The organism is Streptomyces sp. NPDC004609 (assembly GCF_042873655.1).
In the GTDB taxonomy this organism is placed as follows: domain Bacteria; phylum Actinomycetota; class Actinomycetes; order Streptomycetales; family Streptomycetaceae; genus Streptomyces.
This window is the reverse complement of the sequence record NZ_JBIALS010000006.1, coordinates 1-19,758: the sequence shown is the minus strand read 5'-3', so window position 1 is coordinate 19,758 and position 19,758 is coordinate 1. Positions and strand designations below refer to the sequence as shown.

Sequence of the window (19,758 nt, the reverse complement as noted above, 5' to 3'; positions counted from 1 at the left end):
GCCCGTGCGCGGCGTCCAGGTGTACGGAGATGGCCGATTCATATCGCCGCACGGTCGGAACCTCGTCCGCGTCTTCCGGTCGGGCCGACGGGCCCTTCCTGGTGTTTCCCGTGTCACGGCTCTGCATCCGCTTCCGGTCGCCGGTGGCATCAGGCGCTCCTGTCTGGCCAGGATGAGGGCATGACGAACGACGGAGGACGGGCCAACGAGCCCACAAGCTACGAGCTCAGGCCCCCGAACGCCCCTCAGACACCTACCCGGGGCACTCGGTATCCGGCGCCCGCTCCCGGCTTTCCTCCCGCCGCGGCGTCCGCCTCCCCGCAGCCGTCGGCGTCGCCCTACCTGCCCGGGCAGACGTCCGCGTCCCCGAATGCCGCGCCCGGTCATCCGCCCGCGCACGCGCCGGCTCCCGGCGGGCGGGGGCCCGATTCCGGCCGCCTGATCGGCGGGCGCTACCGCCTGGTGGGCCGCCTCGGGCACGGCGGCATGGGCACGGTCTGGCGGGCGCACGACGAGGTGGTGGACCGGGAGGTCGCCGTCAAGGAGCCGCGTGTTCCCGACCATCTGAACGAGTCCGAGCGGGACAAGGTCTATCTGCGCATGCAGCGCGAGGCGCGCGCCGCCGCCCGGATCGAGCACCCGTGTGTCGTCACCATGCACGATGTGGTGATCGAGGACGCCAAGCCGTGGATCGTGATGGAGCTGGTGCGGGGGCCGTCGCTGGCCGCCCGGCTCCAGGACGGCACGCTCGATGTCCGCGAGGCGGCCAGGATCGGGCTCGCGGTACTCGGCGCGCTCACCGCGGCCCACGAGGCCGGGGTGCTGCACCGGGACGTCAAACCCGACAACGTCCTGCTGGGGCGCGGGGACCGGGTCGTCCTCACCGACTTCGGTATCGCGCAGGTCGAGGGCGAGCAGGGGCTCACCGAGACGGGCGCCTTCGTCGGCTCGCCCGAATTCGTCGCGCCGGAGAGAGTACTGGGGCAGCGCCCCGGCCCGGAGTCCGACCTGTGGTCGCTCGGTGTGGTGCTGTACGCGGCGGTCGAGGGCATGTCCCCGTACCGGCGCTCCAACAGTCCGGCGACCCTCCAGGCCGTGGTCTCCGCGGAACCGCAGATGCCCGCGCGCGGCTCGGGCGCGTTCGGCACGCTGGTGATGCGGCTGCTGCGCAAGGATCCCGGGATGCGGCCGGACGCGGGGGAGATCCGGCAGACACTGGAGGCCGTGGCCCGTCCGCCGCAGCCGGTGCCCGACCCGACGCGGGCCTTCACCGGCACCGGGGCCGGAGGGGGTAGCCGCTGGGTCCCGCCGGTCCTCCACCGGAACAGGCCCGCGCAGTACGGGATTCTCGGCGGGCTGCTGGCGGTCGCGATCGGCGCCGGAGTGATCGTCGCCGACCCGTTCGGCGGCGGCGACGGGCTCCCCGGGGGCTGGGAGGTCCGCAACGACCGCGAGGTGGTCTCCGCGAACGTCGCCGTTCCCTCCGACTACCGGCGGGCCCAGGACGACAGAGACACCAGCGTCACCTACACGGACCCCAGCGGTGTCTTCCAGATCTATCTGGAGCGGGTCGTGCGGGCGGACGTGGACAAGGAGATCCCGCCCACGAAGGAGGCATGGCGGCAGCACTACCGCGACGGCGGCAAGGACCGCCGGGAGATCCAGGGCCAGAAGGTGACGGTCTCGGGGACGAAGCACCAGGGCAAGGACGCGTTCGACACGGTCGTCGACTACGTGCCGTACAGCTACTCGTCGGTCGACAAGAACGAGGTCCGCTTCCGCTGGCAGGAGCGCATCGTGGCGACCGGTTCGGGCGGGAGCGAGGTCTACTGGCGGCTCCGGGTCGCCGGGCCGGCCGAGGGCTGGGCCGCCGAGGAGGGCGACAAACTGTTCGACCAGGTCGTCGGACATCTGAAGATCGAGGGTCTGTAGCCGTCGTACCACCCGAGGAGCCCCTGATCAGGGCTTATGTGCCAGCGAACGCTGGCGTGATGGCGCGGTGTGGTCGAAAGCTGTTACCGGCGGGTACCCAAAGCGGCGAACCCGGCATACCCTCGGCCCCATGAAGGACGCGACGGACTCGACCGGCTCGACGGATTCCCCCGGCTCCGCCGGCTCCCCGGGCTCCACCGACCGGGCGGCCCCGCCGGCGGCCCGGTCGGGGATCCCCTCGTCGGCCGCACCGGCGGACTCCCAGGAGGTTTCCCCGGCGGAATCCCCGGCGGTCGCCCTCACGGAATCCCCGGCGGTCGCCCTCGCGGTCGCCCCGGCGGACGCGCGGGCCGCCACGGCCGGGCGCCCCCGCACCAATCCGGCCGCCCCCTCGCCGGCGGGCGCGCGGACCGCCGCCGACGTGGTCACGCCGGAGGTGGTCGCCCAGCTCACCCGGGGGGTCGCCGGATCCGGCCGTACCGCCAACCACACCCCCTTCACCGGGAAGAAGCTGGCGGACCTGCCCGAGTCCACACCCGAGGACGTCGCCGAGGCGTACGCCCGCGCCCGCGCCGCGCAGCCCGTCTGGGCCGCGACACCGGTCCGCACCCGCGCCGCCGTCCTCCTGCGCTTCCACGATCTCCTTCTGGAGCGCCAGGCCGAGGTCCTCGACCTCATCCAGCTGGAGACCGGCAAGGCCCGCCTCCACGCCCACGAGGAGGTCCAGGCCGTCGCCGTGGCCGCCCGGCACTACGGCCGCAGGGCGGGCGCGTATCTGCGCCCCCGGCGGCACACGGGCGTGATCCCGGTCCTCACCAAGACCACCGAACTGCGCCATCCACGCGGAATCGTCGGCCAGATAGCGCCCTGGAACTACCCGCTTGAACTGTCCGTCGGCGATGCGCTGCCCGCGTTCGTGTCCGGCAACGCGGTCGTGATGAAGCCCGACACCGAGACCGCGCTGACCGCCCTGTGGGCCCGTGATCTGCTCATCGAGGCCGGTCTGCCCGAGGCCGTCTTCCAGATCGTCCTCGGCGAGGGCCCGGTCGTCGGCCCCGAGGTCGTCAGGCACGCCGACTACGTCTCCTTCACCGGCTCCACCCGCACCGGCCGAGAAGTCGCCCGGGGCGCGGCGGCCCGGCTGGTCGGCGTCTCCCTCGAACTCGGCGGCAAGAACGCCATGCTCGTCCTGCACGACGCCGACCTCGACGAGGCCGCCGCCGGAGCCGTCCGCGCCTGCTTCTCCTCCGCCGGTCAGCTCTGCGTCTCCGTCGAGCGGCTGTACGTCCACGCGTCGGTCGCCGACCGGTTCGTGGAGCGGTTCGCCGAGCGTACGAAGGCGATGCGCCTCGGCGGCTCGCTGTCGTACGGAGCGGATATGGGCTCCCTCGCCGGCGAGCGCCAGCTGGAGACCGTCACCCGCCATGTCGACGAGGCCGTCGCGAAGGGCGCGACGCTCGTCGCGGGCGGTGTGGCCCGCCCCGACATCGGCCCCCTGTTCTACGAGCCGACCATCCTCGACGGCGTCGAGCCGCCGATGGCCGTCTGCACGGAGGAGACCTTCGGGCCGGTCGTCTCCGTCTACCGCTTCACGGACGAGGACGAGGCCGTCGAGCTGGCCAACGCCACCCCGTACGGACTGAACTCCAGCGTCTGGACGCGTGACGGCCGGCGCGGCCACGAGATCGCCGCGCGGCTGCGCACGGGCACGGTCAACATCAACGAGGGGTACGCCTCCGCGTACGGCAGTGTGCGGTCCCCGATGGGCGGGATGAAGGACTCCGGCCTCGGCAGGCGGCACGGCTCGGAGGGGATTCTCAAGTACACCGAGGCGCAGACGGTGGCCCAGCAGCGGCTGATGCCGCTGGCACCGTCGTTCGGGATGGACGACGGGGCGTACGCGGAGCTGATGAACCGTTCGCTGAGGGTGATGAAGGCGCTGCGCCTGCGCTGACCGGCCGTTTCCCGTACGGAGGAGAGCCATGCCGCAGATACCCCCTGCCCGCGAACGCCCGGAGGATCCGTCCGGAGGCGACGAAGTGTACGACCCCGGCACCGACCCCGCCCCCGTCACGGCCGCCTCCGCCGACGCCGCCCCTGACCACGAGTACGGCCACGGCCAGAACCACAACCACGAGTACAACTACGACTACGACGTGATCGTCGTCGGCTCCGGGTTCGGCGGTGCGGTCTCGGCGCTGAGACTCACGGAGAAGGGCTACCGGGTCGGTGTCCTGGAGGCCGGCCGCCGTTTCACCCGCGAAACGCTGCCCAGGAACTCCTGGGACCTGCGGAACTTCCTCTGGGCCCCCGCGCTCGGGCTCTACGGCATCCAGCGCATCCATCTCCTCGGCAAGGTCATGGTGCTGGCGGGAGCCGGGGTGGGCGGCGGCTCGCTGAACTACGCCAACACACTCTACGTACCGCCGGAGGCGTTCTTCCGGGATCCGCAGTGGAAGGACATCACCGACTGGCAGGACGAGCTGAAGCCGTACTACGACCAGGCGCGGCGGATGCTCGGCGTCCGGCTCAACCCGACCATGACGCCGTCCGACGTCCATCTGAAGGCGACCGCCGAGGCGATGGGCATCGGCGACACCTTCCACATGGCGCCGGTGGGGGTGTACTTCGGCGACGGCCGGGACGGCGACGGCAGTTCCCGGGCCGCACCGGGTACGGAGACGCCCGACCCGTACTTCGGCGGAGCGGGGCCCTCCCGCCGGGCGTGCACCGAGTGCGGCGAGTGCATGACCGGCTGCCGCCACGGCGCGAAGAACACCCTGAACGAGAACTACCTCCATCTCGCCGAGCGGGCGGGCGCCGTCGTCCACCCGATGACCACGGCCGTCACCCTCACCGACGACGGCCGGGGCGGCTACGCCGTCACAACCCTGCCCAGCGACAACAGACGGAAGGGCAGGGGACGTACGTTCACGGCCCGCCGGGTCGTCCTCGCGGCCGGTACGTACGGCACCCAGACCCTGCTCCACCGGATGAGGGACACCGGTCTGCTGCCCCGGATCCCGGCCCGGCTCGGCGAGCTGACCCGTACGAACTCCGAGGCCCTGGTGGGTGCGCAGACCGACGACCGCCGCTACCGCAAGCGCCACGGCGCGGACCGGGTCGACTTCACGCGCGGTGTCGCGATCACGTCCTCCATCCACCCCGACGCCGACACCCATATCGAGCCGGTCCGTTACGGGAGGGGATCCAACGCCATGGGCGGGCTGACGATCCTCCAGGTCCCCTACCGCCCCCGGGGCCGGGTGGCCGGCTGGCTCGGCGCGATGGCCCGGCACCCGCTGCTCGCCGCGCGCTCCCTGTCCAACCGGCGCTGGTCGGAGCGGACCATCATCGGTCTGGTCATGCAGTCGCTGGACAACTCCCTGACGACCTACCGCAGACCGCGCGGCCCCGGCAAAGGGCTGCTCACCGCCCGGCAGGGCCACGGCGCTCCCAACCCGAACCAGATCGAGGCCGCCACCCGAGCCGCGTCCCTCCTCGCGGAGGAGATCAACGGATTCGCCGGATCCAATGTCGGCGAGCTGATGGGCACCCCGCTCACGGCACACTTCCTGGGCGGCTGCCCCATCGGGGCGAGCGCCGGGTCCGGTGTGATCGACCCGTACCACCGGCTGTTCGGCCACCCGGGCATCTCGGTCGTGGACGGCGCGGCCGTCAGCGCGAATCCGGGGGTCAACCCGTCCCTGACGATCACCGCTCAGGCGGAGCGGGCGATGTCCCTGTGGCCGAACCGCGGTGAGCCCGATCCCCGTCCGGCGCAGGGGGAGCCGTACCGGCGGACGGCTCCGGTCGCCCCGAAGTCCCCGGCGGTGCCCGAGGACGCGTTCGGCGCGCTGCGGCTGCCCTTCCTGGGGATGCCCACGTTTCCCGGTGAACGCTCCTGACCGTCCACGGCGACCGGGCCGTCCCCGGTGGTCTCACGGCGGTCGTGTCGTCCGAGCGGCCGGAACGACCGGAGGATGGGGCGGCCTGAACGACCGGACGAAACGACGGACCTGAACGACGACCGGACGACATGACAGAGAGGCCGCTGCACCCCCCTCCGAGTGCAGCGGCCTCTCTGTGTTCTTGTGGACCGCCGGGGGCGGTCGTGGGTCCTGCTCCGGCGCGGGAACCGGCGGGCGCGGTCCTGCGCCGTCCCCCGTCTACGCGACGGAGTCCGAGCGGCGGCGCTTCACGGCGAAGACGACACCGGCACCCGCGACGACGGCGATCCCGCCGATGATCCCGAGGGTGGGCAGGACGTCACTGGAACCGGTCGCGGCGAGGTTGCCGGTGACGGGCATGTCCTTCCGGCCGCCCTGCGGTTCGGTCTTGGTGGTGGGCTTGTCCTTGCCCTTGCCCGGCTTGCCCTTCGCGTCGTCGACCTTGCCGGGCTTGCTGCCCGCCGCGAGGATCTCGAACTCGAACTCCGTGTCCGCGGTGTACAGGCAGTCGCCCTCGGTGGTGACGTGCACCCCGGAGGTGATGAGCACCGCGAACGCCGCAGGTGCCTTCCGGTCCACCTTCAGCCGCATCTTGGCCTCGGCGTACTCGCCCGGCTCGATCTGCTCGGGCGAACCGATGTAGGCGTCATCCGTGGGGTCGATGTCCTCCCAGGCGCCGTCGTACCACCACTGGAAGGTGAGGAGGTCGGCGACGTCCTCACCCTTCTCGGTGAAGACGCCGAGATCCAGATAGGCGTCGACGGAGTCCAGGGTCTTCTCGGACTCGTTGGTCACGCGGTAGGTGAAGTCGACCCAGCCCGATCCGGCCACGACCTTCGTGGGCAGCCCGCGCAGCCCGGTGACGATCTCCTCGGTGTCGGAGTCCGTGGCGCACTCCTGGAACTCCTCCTCGCCTTCGGCGGGGGAGTCCTCCTTGCCGGGTGCCGTTACCGCGCCGTCCTTGCCGCCGGCGGGGGCGTCCTTGCCGTCCTTCGCCCCGTCCTTCGACGTCCCGGGCGTGTCGCTGCCCGACTCGCCGGCCTTGGACTCCCCGGTCTTGTCCTGCTGACCCTGGTCCTGGTCCTGCTTCTGGTCCTGACCCGGGGTCTTCTCCGTTCCGCCGGGCTCCTCAGCGGGCGAGGACCCGTCCGGCGACGGCGATGCCGACGGGCCGGCCTCCGTCGCATACGCGGCCGGCGCGGCCAGGAGGACGGCCGGAGCCATGACTGCGGTCGCGGCGGCGGCGGCCACAGCGCGGCGGAGCTTCATTCAGACCTCGGTGAATCCAGGGGCACCACATCACGCGGCACCTGCATCGAGCGGGCCACTCCGTGACTCGGATGTACGGATGTGGCCGTTGGTACGCCATGAATGACCCCCGGATGGCCAAAACGGTTGCACTCGGCTTCACAAAAACCTTATGTGGCATCGGTCACGGGGAGCTGGTGAGACCTCGCTGAGGTGTGCGGCAACCCGTGCCGGGCGCCCGCCGGTACCGGCGTCGTGGGCGCCGGGGCGCAAGGCAAGGGCCCCGCGGGATGTGTGCCGCGGGGCCCTTGGCGGTCAGCACCGACGTCAGGGCAGCGTCGGTGCCGAGACGCGGCGCCGGGGGGTTGCGCCGCGTGGGGAGGGGTCGGTCGGCCCGGCGTGTGGGAGCGCTCGGGGGGCGCGCAGTGGGGGGATGCGCTGGTTTTGCATCGTCCTGGACGAGTCGCGGCTTGCGCAACCGTTGGGGACGGATTGCGGCCGGTTCCGGGCGTCCCCGGAACCGACCGCCTGGGTGACCGGGCTGCTGTCCCCTGCCGACCGGTCACGTGCGCTGGGGCGAGGTCCCACGACGTACCCGGGGAGTACCCGGGTACGTCACACGCTCCAGCGAAGCCACGCGTGGTTTTCCTGCGGGGCCGCCCCTGGCTGGCACGGACATCGGGACCAACGAAGCCCCGTCGCCCGCGGTCACGCTCCGTACGGGTGAGAGCGGACCCGAACTCAGTTGCGGCCCCGGGGTGCCGCGGGGCCTCAGATCCGGCCCCTGCACAGCTCCAGCAGCGTCATGGCCAGCGAGGTGCCCGGCTTTCCGAGCGCGTCGCGGTAGTGGCCGAGGACCTCCATCTCGCGGGAGAGGCTGACCCGGCGGCCACCGGAGGAGATCCGGGCCTCCTGGACGACCGCGGAGATCGCCATCCGCTCCTGTACGAGACCGATGATCCGGTCGTCGAGCGCGTCGATCCGCTCACGGGCGGAGGCGATCACATCGGCCGCCTCCTCGGTACGGGCGCCGGTGTCCGCGGCGGCCGGCCTCGGGTTCCTCCCGGGCGTCGCGCTCCTCACATCGATCACCGTGTCCGCACCTGCATTCGCGCTCGGGATCGGGGTCGTGCTGGTGCTCGGGTTCACGCTCGTGCTCGTGCTCGTGTTCATGGGCATCGGGTGGCTCCTCGTAGTCGGGTACTCGGGTGGCCCCCGGGCACAGGGTCCGGAAACGGCAGAGCGCCCCGGGCCTTGTCGGCCCGGGGCGCCTGTGGAAGTCGCTTGTCAGTGGCTCAAGCAGCACGACCATGGCAGCCGGACGGGCCGGGTGCCATAGATAAAGACGGAGCTGAGCTGCTGACGCATGCGGACAGTATGGCCCCGTGGCCGCCCGGCGGACAAAGCGGGACCCGGATCGTGAGACACCCCCGGCCGGCACCGCCCGCGGACCCGCACCGGGCCCGCGGCCCTCCCGTACTCGGAGAAGTCACGCCTGCACGGAGAAGTCACGCCTGCACGGAGAAGTCACGCCTGCACGGAGAGGTCACCCCGCGCCCCCAAGTAGAATCGGAAAGACCGACCCCCGCCCCATCCCGCCGGAAGGCCGCCAGTGTCATCAGCGTCCCCCGCTGCCGCGCCCGACAACACCACGCCGGACACCCCGGACGTCGTCCTCGTTGTCGACTTCGGCGCGCAGTACGCCCAGCTCATCGCCCGCCGCGTCCGTGAGGCCCGGGTCTACAGCGAGATCGTTCCGTCCTCGATGCCCGTGGCCGAGATGCTGGCCAGGAACCCGCGGGCGATCATCCTCTCCGGCGGTCCCTCCTCCGTCTACGCGGAGGGCGCGCCCCGCCTGGACCGGGAGATCTTCGAGGCCGGGGTGCCCGTCTTCGGCATGTGCTACGGCTTCCAGCTGATGGCGACGGCACTCGGCGGCACGGTCGACAACACGGGTGCGCGGGAGTACGGGCGTACCGCGCTCCACGTCTCCAAGACGGGCTCCACGCTCTTCGAGGGCACCCCGGCCGAGCAGCCCGTCTGGATGTCGCACGGCGACGCCTGCTCCGCCGCGCCCGAGGGCTTCACCGTCACCGCGTCCACCGACGTCGTGCCGGTCGCGGCCTTCGAGAACGACGAGAAGAAGCTGTACGGCGTACAGCACCACCCCGAGGTGATGCACTCCACCTACGGCCAGCAGGTCCTGGAGCACTTCCTCTACCGGGGCGCCGGCATCGAGCCGAACTGGACCACGGGGAACGTCATCGAGGAGCAGGTCGCGGCCATCCGCGAGCAGGTCGGCACCAGGCGCGCGATCTGCGGACTCTCCGGAGGCGTCGACTCCGCCGTGGCCGCCGCGCTCGTCCAGAAGGCCATCGGCTCCCAGCTGACCTGTGTGTACGTCGACCACGGGCTGATGCGCAAGGGCGAGACCGAGCAGGTCGAGAAGGACTTCGTCGCGGCCACGGGCGTCCAGCTGAAGGTCGTCGACGCCGAGGAGCGGTTCCTCACCGCCCTGGCCGGAGTCTCCGACCCCGAGGAGAAGCGGAAGATCATCGGCCGGGAGTTCATCCGCGTCTTCGAGCAGGCGCAGGCCGAGATCGTCGCGGAGGGCGCGGCCGACGGCGAGGAGGTCGCCTTCCTCGTCCAGGGCACGCTCTACCCGGACGTCGTCGAGTCCGGCGGCGGCACCGGCACCGCGAACATCAAGTCCCACCACAATGTGGGCGGGCTCCCCGAGGACCTGGAGTTCCAGCTCGTCGAGCCGCTGCGCAAGCTGTTCAAGGACGAGGTCCGGATGGTCGGCCAGGAGCTGGGCCTGCCGGAGGAGATCGTCCAGCGCCAGCCCTTCCCGGGCCCCGGCCTCGGTATCCGTATCGTCGGTGACATCACGCGCGAGCGGCTGGACCTGCTGCGCGAGGCCGACGCCATCGCCCGGGAGGAGCTGACGGCCGCCGGTCTCGACCGTGACATCTGGCAGTGCCCGGTGGTCCTGCTCGCGGATGTCCGCAGCGTCGGCGTCCAGGGTGACGGCCGGACGTACGGCCACCCGATCGTGCTCCGTCCCGTCTCCTCCGAGGACGCGATGACGGCGGACTGGACGCGTATGCCGTACGACGTGCTCGCGAAGATCTCCACCCGGATCACCAACGAGGTCGCCGATGTGAACCGCGTGGTCCTGGACGTGACCAGCAAGCCGCCGGGCACGATCGAGTGGGAGTAGCCCCACGCGGGGCGCCCGCAGCGTCAACGTCATGCCGTCGCTCACTCGATTGAGCGACGGCATTGTCGTACCGGCTCGATACGCTGGCCTGGGACGCGAGACGCGTCGCATGGGAGCAATCATGAGCGCCGCACCCGAGTACGAACTGGATGAGCGGTTCCGCGACTATCCGGTTCCGCCCCCGGGCGGCTGGACGGCGGACGACCTCGACCGGCTTCCGGACCTTCCTCCGCACACGGAGCTGATCGACGGGAGCCTCGTCTTCGTGAGTCCGCAACGCAAGTTCCACGGACGGATGATGTACCTGCTGGAGAGCAGCCTCCTGGGGCAGATGCCCGATCATCTCGACGTCGACCGTGAGATGACGATCAAGCTGGATCTCAAGAACCGCCCGGAGCCCGACATCCTCGTGTACAAGGCCGAGGCCGACACCGGACCCGACCAGACCTGGTACGCGCCCGAGGGCGTCGTCCTCGCCGTCGAGATCGTCTCCCCGGACTCGGAGGCGCGGGACCGCGAGGTGCTGCCCCGGAAGTACGCCGCCGCCGGAGTCCCCCACTTCTGGCGGGTGGAGGAGAACAACGGCCTGCCGATCGTGTACGTCTACGAGCTGGACCCCTCCACCGAGTCGTACACCCCCAACGGCATCCACCGCGACCGTCTCAAGCTCACCGCCCCCTTCGACATCGACATCGACCTCACCGCCGTGAACCGTCGCCGCCCCCGGGCCGATTGATCCCGCACGTCTCTGTTCACCTGCACCGACGCGCGCTACCTTCCGCGCATGACGCAGACGCCAGCCCCCCTCCCGGTACCGGTCGACCAGCTGCGATTCGCCCTTCCGGCCGTGCACGAGTCCCCGGACGACGAGCGCGCGCACCGCAAGGAGCGGCTCGCCGGGGCGCTGCGGATCTTCGGGCGGCTGGGATACGAGGACGGGGTGTCCGGTCACATCACCGCGCGGGACCCCGAGTTCGCGGGCTGTTTCTGGGTGAACCCCTTCGGCGTCCCCTTCGCCCGGCTCACCGCCGCCGACCTTGTCCTCGTCAATGAGCAGGGCCAGGTCCTCTCCGGGCTTCACCACATCAACCAGGCCGCCTTCGCCGTGCACGCCCAGGTCCACCGGGCGCGGCCCGAGGTCGTCGCCGTTGCGCACACGCACTCGGTCCACGGGCGGGCGCTCGCCGCGCTGGGGCAGCTGATCGAACCGATCACCCAGGAGGCGTGCGCGTTCTACGAGGACCACGCGCTGGTCGACGCGTACACCGGGGTGGCCGTCGACGAGGAGGAGGGGCGGCGGATCGCGGTGGCCCTCGGGGCGTACAAAGCGGTCGTCCTGCGCAATCACGGTCTGCTGACCGTCGGGGACTCGGTCGACGCGGCGGCCTGGTGGTTCATCTCGATGGAGCGCTGCGCACAGGTGCAGCTGGCGGCGGGCGCGGCGGGCAATCCGGTACCGATCGGGCACCGTGACGCGGTGGCGACCAGGGAGCAGCTCGGCACCGATCTGGTCGCCTGGATCAGCTATCAGCCCCTGTGGCGGCAGTGGTGCGAGGACACTTCCGGGGCTCAGGACCGGCCGTGAGACCGTTTCGGCGGATCGCGTCGGGGTCAGATGAGCGGGGCTGCGATGTCGTACGTATCGTCAGTTGACGGGTCGGACGCGTCCACCGAAGGCGGAACCAGCGATGACACACACATACGGGACCACAACCGGGTACGGCACGGTCGACGGCGGGCAGCCGGAAGGCGCCGGTCTGCGGGAGAGGGCGGGCCGGTACGCCCTGCTCCCGCTGCGCCTCTTCCTCGGCGTGACCTTCATCTACGCCGGAATCGACAAGCTCACGGACAGCCGGTTCCTGGCGGCCACCGGCGATGGCTCCATCGGCGCGCTGATGCGCGGTCTGCGCGACAGCTCCGCCGTGCCCCAACTGGTCGATCTCGCGCTCAGGAACCCGGAGGGCTTCGGCTATGCCATCGCCCTCGGCGAGGTGGCCGTCGGCGTCGGCACGATCGTGGGCCTGCTGGCCCGGTTCGCGGCGCTCGGCGGGGCGCTGATCTCCCTGAGCCTGTGGCTGACGGTCAGCTGGCAGGCCGATCCGTACTACTACGGCAACGACCTCGTCTATCTGATGGCCTGGCTGCCGCTGGTGCTCGCCGGGGCGCCGATGCTCTCCCTCGACGCCTGGATCGCCGAACGGCGGCGGCGGATGCCGTAGTCGGCGACGCTCACCACCGCGGCCAGGAACAGTCCGCCGAAGACCACCGGGAAGGCCACGAACCAGGGGATCCGCCAGGCACCGGCCGCGTCCCCCGCGTACAGCAGGGCCGCGGTGAGCACGGCCGCTCCGGCGACCACCTTGCCGGGCCTGAATCCGTGTACGAGCCCGGGGCGCGGGTCGTCCGGGTCCGCGCCCGGCCGGCTCGCGGCGCCGCGCTCACCTGCCGGTCCGCCGGTCCGGGTCAGAGGGTCAGGACGCCTCACGGAACACCTCCACCTGTCCGAGGCCCACTTCCAGATGCAGCGTCACCGTGCCCGAGGGCTTCGCGCCCTTCGGCGCGGCCAGGACCTGCTTCCGCTCCTGGCCGATGGCGACGTCGATGTCGTTCGGCGTGTCACCGGGGAGCCGGATGTCACCGATGCCCGTCTCGGCCAGCAGGGTGACCCGCGTGTCCTTCGGCAGGACCACCTTGAGCCGGCCCGCTCCGACGTCCGCGCGGGTGGCGACGGTCTGCCCGGCCGGGACCTTCAGCGCCGACAGATCGAGGGTCGCCACGCCCGAGCCCAGGTCGTACCGCGGCTCGACGGCGGCGACGGTGGCCGGTGTCCAGGAGGCGTCCACCCACTGGGTGCTGATGCTCTTGGGGAGGCCGGCCGCGCCCGCCAGCAGTACGGCCGTGACCATCGTCAACAGGGTCGTACCGATGCCCGTGCGGCCCAGCACCGAGCTGACGGTCATCCCGGCGCCGAACACACCCAGCGCGCAGGCCAGCCCGATCTGCAGGCTCGTGCCCAGCGGGTTGCCGTCCCAGCTCAGCCGGGTGCCCAGGAAGCACGCGACGACCGCGAGGCCGAAGACCGTGCTCCCGATCCCGCGCGGGCCGCGGGGCCGCTCCCGGCGGAGCGGGGCGCCGCTGCGGTACCAGGGCGAGGGCTTGTCCGCGCTCTCGTCCGCCGCGTTCTCCGGACCCCACAGGTATCCCGACGGCACCGGACCCGTCGTACCGTCCTTGACGATCGGATCCCGCCACCACGACGGGCTGTCCGGAGCGGGCGGGGCCTTCGTCTCGGGCGGCGCGTCGGCCACCGCGTGCGCCGTCGCCGGGTCCAGCGGGGCGTCCGGAGGCGCGCCGCGGCGGCGCTGCGACCACACGCTCCCGCCCGCGACCGCGAGCGACAGCAGAGCGGCGAACGCGAGCGCTCCGCTGCTGTTCAGCATCGTCAGGAAGATCCCGCAGCCGATCAGCGCGAGGAACACCGCGGTGAGCGCCGCGCCGTCGACCCGCCCTGACAGCAGCCGCCGGATCTCGCTCTCCTCGTCGTCCTCCGCGGGGATCAGCAGCCAGGCGAAGCCGTAGAAGATCAGGCCGACACCGCCGGTCACCGAGAGCACCCCGATCACGATCCGGAAGATCACCGGGTCGATGTCGCAGTGCCGGCCGAGCCCGCCGCAGACACCGGCCAGCGCCTTGTGGCGGGGATCACGGCGCAGCGGCGGGCCGCCGGGCCCGCCGGGGTGCACCTCGGCCGTACCGGACGGAGCCGTCGGCTGCCCGGTCATGCGCACACCGCCCGGCGGGCGCCGGCCCGGTGCACCGCGACCCGCGGGCGACCGGCCCGGTGAGCGATGACGGGAGGGGCCGTGACCCGCCGGGCGCTGATCCGGTACGCGGTGACCCGGTACGCGGTGTCCCGGCGCGGGCCGTCGGGCGACGGCGCGGCGCGCCGCGGGCCGCCGCCGGTGGCCGGAGCGCACAGCGTCTCGGTGGAGGCCGGCCGAGTCGTACCCCCATGGTGCTGAGTCATACCCCCATGGTGACGGGCGCCCGCCCGCGACGGCACCCGAGGTGACCCTGGCGCTTCCCTGATATCCAATTGGGGGGCGACCCTGATACCCGGCACCCGTCATCCCGTGTGACGATCGGGTCATGCCCGTCGCCATGCCACGCTCCGCCGCATCCTCGCGCGCCCCCGCGGCCGAGGACGTACCGCTGCGCAAGCTGTACCGCAGTGCCGACGGCCGGCTTCTCGGCGGTGTGGCGCGCGGGCTCGCCGGTCATCTGGGTCTGCCCGTCATCTGGGTGCGTCTCGTCTTCTTCGCGCTGGTGATGACGGACGGCCTCGGCATCCTGCTGTACGCGGTGTTCTGGGTCGTCGTCCCGCTCGGCGTCGGGGGCCGGACCGCCGAGCCGCGCTCCCTCTTCGAGCTCACGGACGACGGCAGACGACGACTCCGCAAGCCCGACAAGGGCCAGCTGTTCGCCATGTTCGCGCTGCTCCTCGGCGGCGCGATCTTCATCGGCGACCTCGACACCTCCAGCAGCGCCAACCGCTACGTCTGGCCGATGCTGCTGACCGGCGCGGGCGTGATCCTGGTCTGGCGCCAGGCGGACAACGCGCGGCGTGCCAGCTGGACCGAGGCCGACACCCGCCGTCTGCGGCTCTTTCAGCTGGCCCGGGGCGTCGCCGGGGTGGCGCTGGTCGGCATGGGACTCGCGGTCTTCATCGTCGTCCGCGGCTCCGCCGCCCAGCTCGGCAATGTCCTCACCGCCGCGATCGCCGTCATCGCGGGGGTCGCGCTGCTCGCCGGGCCCTGGCTCGTACGGATGACCCAGGACCTCACCGAGGAGCGGACGATGCGCATCCGTGCCCAGGAGCGCGCCGAGGTCGCCGCCCATGTCCACGACTCCGTCCTGCACACCCTCACCCTGATCCAGCGGAACGCGGACGACGCAGGGGAGGTGCGCCGCCTCGCCCGCGCCCAGGAGCGCGAGCTGAGGAACTGGCTGTACAAACCGGAAGGAACCGGCAAGGAGGAGGACGAGGAACCCGACACCCTCGCGGAGGCGGTGAAGAAGGCCGCCGCCGAGGTCGAGGACCAGCACGGCGTGCCGCTGGAGGTGGTCGTCGTCGGCGACTGCCCGCTCGACGAGAAAATGGCCGCATGTATGCAGGCCGCGCGTGAGGCCATGGTGAACGCGGCCAAGTACGGTGGCGGGGGAGGCGCGGTCCAGGTCTTCGCCGAGGTCGAGGGCCGTACGGTCTTCGTCTCCGTCCGGGACCGGGGGCCGGGCTTCGATCCGGATTCCGTGCCACGCGACAGGATGGGCGTCAGGGAATCGATCATCGGACGGATGCAGCGCAACGGCGGGACGGCGCGGCTCACCTCGACGCCCGGGGAGGGCACGGAAGTGGAGCTGAGGATGGAGAGGGAGGACGGATGACGGCCGAACAGACCGGACAGACGGAGGGCGCGGCCGGGCGGCGGGTGCGGGTCGTGCTCGTCGACGACCACCGCATGTTCCGTACGGGGGTGCAGGCGGAGATCGGCCGGACCGACCTCACCGGCGTCGAGGTCGTCGGCGAGGCCGCCGACGTGGACCAGGCGGTCACCGTCATCACGGCGACCCGTCCCGAGGTCGTGCTGCTGGACGTCCACCTTCCCGGCGGCGGCGGGGTCGAGGTACTGCGGCGCTGCGCCTCGCTGATGGCGGCCTCCGAGAACCCCGTGCGGTTCCTCGCCCTGTCGGTGTCGGACGCGGCGGAGGATGTGATCGGGGTGATCCGGGGCGGCGCCCGGGGCTATGTCACCAAGACGATCACGGGTACGGACCTGGTGGACTCCGTCTTCCGGGTGCAGGACGGCGACGCCGTGTTCTCGCCGCGGCTCGCGGGCTTCGTGCTCGACGCCTTCGCGTCGACGGACGCGCCCCCGGTCGACGAGGATCTCGACCGGCTCACCCAGCGCGAGCGGGAAGTACTGCGCCTGATCGCCCGCGGATACGCGTACAAGGAGATCGCCAAGCAGCTCTTCATCTCCGTCAAGACGGTCGAGTCCCATGTGTCCGCGGTGCTGCGCAAGCTCCAGCTGTCGAACCGTCATGAGCTGACCAGGTGGGCCACGGCGCGTCGGCTGGTGTGACGGGACGAATTGGCCGACGCTTCGGAGCGTCCGTCCGGTACTTCCCGTGCATGACGTGATCGCGGCGCGGGCGCACTCCTGACCGGGGCCATGGCCGCGGTCGTCGCCGTGGCCGTGCCGTGGTCGTGGTGGCGGCCGCCGCGATGGCCGTGGCCGTGGTTGGCGTCGTGGCCGTGTTCGCGTGTGTGCGGGTCGGTCGCGTGGGCCGATCGGGACAGCGCCGGGCAACCGTCCACGTAGTGTTCACCTCTTGCCGTACGTAATGAATCTGACGGGGAACACCTTCTTCGCGACCACGATCGCGCTGGTCGTGATCACCGTGCTGCTTCCGCTCCTGCTGTGGAGCCGGGTGCGCGGACCCGCGCTCGTACGGGGCGCGTTCCGCCTGCTCATGGTGGTCTCCGCCCAGGCCGCGGCCGTCCTGATGGTCTTCGTCATGGTGAACAACTCCAACGGCCTGTACGACAGTTGGAGCGACCTTCTCGGCATGTCGAGCCATGTGGAACGGGCCGCCGACCTGGGGCCGGACGGAACCGGCGGCGGGCGCGTCTCGTCGATGCCGCCGCTGCGCCAGGACTTCGAGAAGGTGACGGACTCCGGGACCGGCGGTGAGATGCTCCGCACCCATCTCAAGGGCGGGCTCTCGGGCGTGGAGGGCGAGGTCTACGTCTGGCTGCCGCCGCAGTACGGCCACCCCGCCCACCGGAACCGGAAGTTCCCCGTCGTTGAGCTGCTTCCGGGCTTCCCCGGATCCTCGAAGAACTGGTTCACCAAGCTGAAGACTCCCGACCAGATCGAGCCGCTGATCGAGTCGGGCAGGGTCGCGCCGTTCATCCTGGTCGCGCCCCGCACGATGCTGCTGGGCGCGGAGGACCACGGGTACGCGAACATCCCGGGCAGGATCAACGCGGACAGCTGGCTGAGCGTCGACGTCCGCAACATGGTCGCCGACAACTTCCGCGTCTCCCTCGCCCCTGGAGGCTGGGCCATCGCGGGCTACTCGTCGGGCGGGCACGGCGCGGCCAAGCTGGCCCTCGCCCACCCCGACCGCTACTCCGCCGCCGTCAGCCTGTCCGGCTACAACGATCCGGCCGCGGAGAAGTCCTCGCTCACCGGCGCGGACCCGGAGCTGCGCCGTGAGAACGACGTACTGAACATCCTGCGGTCGGCGGCGGTCCCGCCCCGGGTCTCCCTGCTGGCGGTGGGGCAGGGCGCGGACGGCTATCTGCCCGGCCTCGCGCTCAGGGCGGAGGCCGAGCCGCCGACGAGGGTGGACATGCGGGCCATCAAGGGCGGGCACTCGACCTGGGTGTGGAAGGCGCAGGTCCCGTATCTCTTCGAGTGGCTGACGCTGCGGATGGGCCTGGAGGACTGGGGCGGCGGGAGCCGGGCGCGGCGGACGCCGGACGGCGGCCCGGCCGATGCCCCGGGCGGCCCCTCGGTCGACGTCGGTTCCGGTTCGGGTTCGGGTTCCGGTTCCGGTTCGGGGAGGGCCACGGGCTCCACGGCCGAGGCGCCGGGTGGGGCGGCGCCGGGTGAGGTGCGGGGTGGGGCGCCGGGTGAGGTCCACCTGCCCTGAGTGGGGCGAAATGGGGAGGTTAGGCTCCGCCACATGGACGTACTCATCAATGTCTTCGTGGCCCTGCACGTCATCGGCATCGCGGCCCTGCTGGGCGGCTTCCTCACCCAGATGAAGGCGATGGGGCAGCGCACCGCCCGCTTCACCCCGGGCATGCTCCACGGCGCGCTGACGATGCTGGTCACGGGGGTGGCGCTGGTCGGGCTGAACCAGGCGGACGACCAGACGGTCAACAACATCAAGATCGGCGTCAAGATGGCGGTGCTGGTGGTGATCCTGGGCCTGGTGTACGTCAAGCGGGACGAGGAGACGGTGGACAAGGCCCTGTTCGGCACGGTCGGCGGCCTCACGATGGCGAACATCTTCATCGCGACGGTCTGGACCTGACCCGCCGCCCGCCGGATCCGGGCCTTGTCGCTCCGGACCGGGACCCGCCCGCCGTACCCGGGCCCATGGTGCCGGACCGGGACCCGCCGCCCGCCGGATCCGGACGTCAGCCGTCCGTGAACCCGTGACCACGAGCCCGGCGGTACGGGGAGCCCAACGGCCCGTGTACCCCGCGCGGCGGCGAGCCCGCCGGGAGCCGGACCGCGGGGGCGACGGCTTCCCGGCGACGTGCGCGACCGGGCTCGCCCACGCCCGGCAGCCCGGCGGGCACGGGGCGCCGGAGGACGCCGGGCGCCCGGGAGCGCGGTCGTACGGCAGCGCCGCCGTGCCGGTCCGGGCGCGGGCGCCGTCAGGCGGGGCGCACGCCGCTGTGGGTCGGCATGTAGTAGATCGACTCCTCGCGGACATCCGCGCCGGGTTTCGGCGCGTGGATCATCTTGCCGCCGCCGATGTAGACACCGACATGGCTGATGTCGCTGTAGAAGAAGACCAGGTCACCGGGGCGCAGATCCTTGGCCGCCACCCGGGTGCCGGTCTTCACCTGGTCCCAGGTGGTGCGCGGGAGAGTCACGCCGGCCGCCTTCCAGGCCGCCTGCGTCAGCCCGGAGCAGTCGTACGAGCTCGGCCCGGCCGCGCCCCAGACGTACGGCTTGCCGAGCTGGGCGCGGGCGAAGGAGAGAACCTTGTCGGCCTTGGCGGTGGAGCTGCCGGACCCCTGCCCCTGGCCCGTACCGGTGCCCGATCCCGTACCCGTTCCGGAGCCGCCGCCTGTGCCGCTCCCGGGCGGGCGGCTCTGCTCGCGCTGCTTCTCCAGGCGCTTGCGCTCGGCCTCCGCCTTCTGCCGCTCCCGGGCCTCCTGCTCGGCCTTGGCCTCGGCCCGGCGGCGGGCCTCGGCCTCCTTCTCGCGCTCGATCGCCGCGAGCCGGGCCTTCTTCTCCGCCGTCAGCTGGGACAGCAGGGAGCGCGCCTCGGCCAGCTTCGACTGCACCCGCTGCTTGCCGTTGCGCAGGGTCTCCTGCGACTCGGCGAGTGACTCCAGGCTCCGCGCGGCCAGCGCCCGTTGCTCGGTGGCCTCGGCCCGCCGGGTCTCGTAGTCGGTGATGACCTCGCGCTGACGGTCCGTCATCCGGTCCATCAGCTGGGTCTGGTCGAAGTACTGCTGCGGGCTGTCCGCGAACAGCAGCGCGGCCGTCGGGCTGACGGGCCTTGACCCCGAATCCTGAACACGGGTTATGCGGCTGATGCCAGCGTAGTTGGTGGTGCTTCGAGTGTGGCTTCGTAGGTGATGGGGCTGCG

General features: G+C 71.8%; 16 protein-coding genes. 11 read left to right on the top strand and 5 right to left on the bottom strand.

Going from position 1 to position 19,758, the window contains the following annotated elements; all coding sequences use genetic code 11:
* Positions 1-180 precede the first annotated feature (180 nt).
* The 3 genes from ACFYT4_RS07685 to ACFYT4_RS07675 all read left to right on the top strand — a co-directional run bounded on the left by ACFYT4_RS07685 (position 181) and on the right by ACFYT4_RS07675 (position 5,840).
* Positions 181-1,932 carry a serine/threonine-protein kinase gene (locus ACFYT4_RS07685; RefSeq protein ID WP_389266329.1) on the top strand — a complete coding sequence of 584 codons (1,752 nt, stop codon included), beginning with the start codon at positions 181-183 and terminating at the stop codon, positions 1,930-1,932.
* Between the two features lie 130 nt (positions 1,933-2,062).
* On the top strand, positions 2,063-3,886 hold the full coding sequence (locus ACFYT4_RS07680; protein WP_389266327.1) for a succinic semialdehyde dehydrogenase: 1,824 nt from the start codon (positions 2,063-2,065) through the stop codon (positions 3,884-3,886).
* 28 nt (positions 3,887-3,914) lie between these two features.
* Positions 3,915-5,840: a GMC oxidoreductase gene (locus ACFYT4_RS07675; RefSeq protein WP_389266325.1), complete on the top strand. Its 1,926-nt coding sequence runs from the start codon at positions 3,915-3,917 to the stop codon at positions 5,838-5,840.
* 261 nt (positions 5,841-6,101) lie between these two features.
* On the opposite strand, the gene ACFYT4_RS07670 is transcribed toward ACFYT4_RS07675, so the two are convergent.
* Together ACFYT4_RS07670 and ACFYT4_RS07665 are read right to left on the bottom strand one after the other, a co-directional pair.
* Positions 6,102-7,151 (bottom strand): hypothetical protein, encoded by a 1,050-nt coding sequence (locus ACFYT4_RS07670; RefSeq protein WP_389266323.1) that lies wholly within the window; start codon positions 7,149-7,151, stop codon positions 6,102-6,104.
* 750 nt (positions 7,152-7,901) lie between these two features.
* Positions 7,902-8,309: a chorismate mutase gene (locus ACFYT4_RS07665; protein ID WP_389266321.1), complete on the bottom strand. Its 408-nt coding sequence runs from the start codon at positions 8,307-8,309 to the stop codon at positions 7,902-7,904.
* Positions 8,310-8,742: 433 nt separating this feature from the next.
* Between ACFYT4_RS07665 and guaA the strand changes: the two genes are divergently transcribed.
* The 4 genes from guaA (at position 8,743) to ACFYT4_RS07645 (ending at position 12,572) form a co-directional block, all read left to right on the top strand.
* On the top strand, positions 8,743-10,353 hold the full coding sequence (gene guaA / locus ACFYT4_RS07660) for a glutamine-hydrolyzing GMP synthase (protein WP_389266319.1): 1,611 nt from the start codon (positions 8,743-8,745) through the stop codon (positions 10,351-10,353).
* A gap of 121 nt (positions 10,354-10,474) precedes the next feature.
* Positions 10,475-11,089, top strand: coding sequence for a Uma2 family endonuclease (locus ACFYT4_RS07655; RefSeq protein WP_389266317.1), 615 nt, complete (start codon positions 10,475-10,477; stop codon positions 11,087-11,089).
* A 48-nt stretch (positions 11,090-11,137) separates the two neighbouring features.
* Positions 11,138-11,938 carry a class II aldolase/adducin family protein gene (locus tag ACFYT4_RS07650; RefSeq protein WP_389266315.1) on the top strand — a complete coding sequence of 267 codons (801 nt, stop codon included), beginning with the start codon at positions 11,138-11,140 and terminating at the stop codon, positions 11,936-11,938.
* Between the two features lie 103 nt (positions 11,939-12,041).
* Complete coding sequence (locus tag ACFYT4_RS07645; RefSeq protein ID WP_389266313.1) at positions 12,042-12,572, top strand: DoxX family protein; 531 nt, start codon at positions 12,042-12,044, stop codon at positions 12,570-12,572.
* Here the strand turns inward: ACFYT4_RS07645 and ACFYT4_RS07640 are convergent.
* Positions 12,479-12,838 carry a hypothetical protein gene (locus ACFYT4_RS07640; protein ID WP_389266311.1) on the bottom strand — a complete coding sequence of 120 codons (360 nt, stop codon included), beginning with the start codon at positions 12,836-12,838 and terminating at the stop codon, positions 12,479-12,481. The two genes, ACFYT4_RS07645 and ACFYT4_RS07640, sit on opposite strands and share 94 nt — an antisense overlap.
* Positions 12,825-14,135: a PspC domain-containing protein gene (locus ACFYT4_RS07635; protein ID WP_389266309.1), complete on the bottom strand. Its 1,311-nt coding sequence runs from the start codon at positions 14,133-14,135 to the stop codon at positions 12,825-12,827. The genes ACFYT4_RS07640 and ACFYT4_RS07635 overlap by 14 nt, the downstream gene beginning before the upstream one ends.
* A 367-nt stretch (positions 14,136-14,502) precedes the next feature.
* On the opposite strand from ACFYT4_RS07635, the gene ACFYT4_RS07630 reads away from it, so the two are divergent.
* The 4 genes from ACFYT4_RS07630 to ACFYT4_RS07615 all read left to right on the top strand — a co-directional run bounded on the left by ACFYT4_RS07630 (position 14,503) and on the right by ACFYT4_RS07615 (position 18,462).
* Positions 14,503-15,798, top strand: coding sequence for a PspC domain-containing protein (locus ACFYT4_RS07630; RefSeq protein ID WP_389266307.1), 1,296 nt, complete (start codon positions 14,503-14,505; stop codon positions 15,796-15,798).
* Complete coding sequence (locus ACFYT4_RS07625) at positions 15,795-16,496, top strand: LuxR C-terminal-related transcriptional regulator (protein ID WP_389266305.1); 702 nt, start codon at positions 15,795-15,797, stop codon at positions 16,494-16,496. Before ACFYT4_RS07630 ends, ACFYT4_RS07625 begins: the two co-directional genes overlap by 4 nt.
* 250 nt (positions 16,497-16,746) lie before the next feature.
* The gene (locus ACFYT4_RS07620; protein ID WP_389266303.1) at positions 16,747-18,075 is read left to right on the top strand and encodes an alpha/beta hydrolase; all 1,329 of its coding nucleotides are present in this window, start codon (positions 16,747-16,749) and stop codon (positions 18,073-18,075) included.
* Between the two features lie 33 nt (positions 18,076-18,108).
* On the top strand, positions 18,109-18,462 hold the full coding sequence (locus ACFYT4_RS07615) for a hypothetical protein (RefSeq protein WP_389266301.1): 354 nt from the start codon (positions 18,109-18,111) through the stop codon (positions 18,460-18,462).
* A 349-nt stretch (positions 18,463-18,811) separates the two neighbouring features.
* Here the strand turns inward: ACFYT4_RS07615 and ACFYT4_RS07610 are convergent.
* The coding region (locus ACFYT4_RS07610; RefSeq protein WP_389266299.1) for a C40 family peptidase at positions 18,812-19,758 on the bottom strand (947 nt) is incomplete at its 5' end.

Excerpts from the sequence above, each read along its gene's own strand:
- ACFYT4_RS07615 (WP_389266301.1), top strand. The coding sequence starts at position 18,109 with ATGGACGTACTCATCAATGTCTTCGTGGCCCTGCACGTCATCGGCATC.
- ACFYT4_RS07685 (WP_389266329.1), top strand. The coding sequence starts at position 181 with ATGACGAACGACGGAGGACGGGCCAACGAGCCCACAAGCTACGAGCTC.
- ACFYT4_RS07650 (WP_389266315.1), top strand. The coding sequence starts at position 11,138 with ATGACGCAGACGCCAGCCCCCCTCCCGGTACCGGTCGACCAGCTGCGA.
- ACFYT4_RS07675 (WP_389266325.1), top strand. The coding sequence starts at position 3,915 with ATGCCGCAGATACCCCCTGCCCGCGAACGCCCGGAGGATCCGTCCGGA.
- ACFYT4_RS07645 (WP_389266313.1), top strand. The coding sequence starts at position 12,042 with ATGACACACACATACGGGACCACAACCGGGTACGGCACGGTCGACGGC.
- ACFYT4_RS07630 (WP_389266307.1), top strand. The coding sequence starts at position 14,503 with ATGCCCGTCGCCATGCCACGCTCCGCCGCATCCTCGCGCGCCCCCGCG.
- ACFYT4_RS07655 (WP_389266317.1), top strand. The coding sequence starts at position 10,475 with ATGAGCGCCGCACCCGAGTACGAACTGGATGAGCGGTTCCGCGACTAT.
- ACFYT4_RS07670 (WP_389266323.1), bottom strand. The coding sequence starts at position 7,151 with ATGAAGCTCCGCCGCGCTGTGGCCGCCGCCGCCGCGACCGCAGTCATG.
- ACFYT4_RS07665 (WP_389266321.1), bottom strand. The coding sequence starts at position 8,309 with ATGCCCATGAACACGAGCACGAGCACGAGCGTGAACCCGAGCACCAGC.
- ACFYT4_RS07635 (WP_389266309.1), bottom strand. The coding sequence starts at position 14,135 with ATGACCGGGCAGCCGACGGCTCCGTCCGGTACGGCCGAGGTGCACCCC.
- ACFYT4_RS07680 (WP_389266327.1), top strand. The coding sequence starts at position 2,063 with ATGAAGGACGCGACGGACTCGACCGGCTCGACGGATTCCCCCGGCTCC.
- ACFYT4_RS07625 (WP_389266305.1), top strand. The coding sequence starts at position 15,795 with ATGACGGCCGAACAGACCGGACAGACGGAGGGCGCGGCCGGGCGGCGG.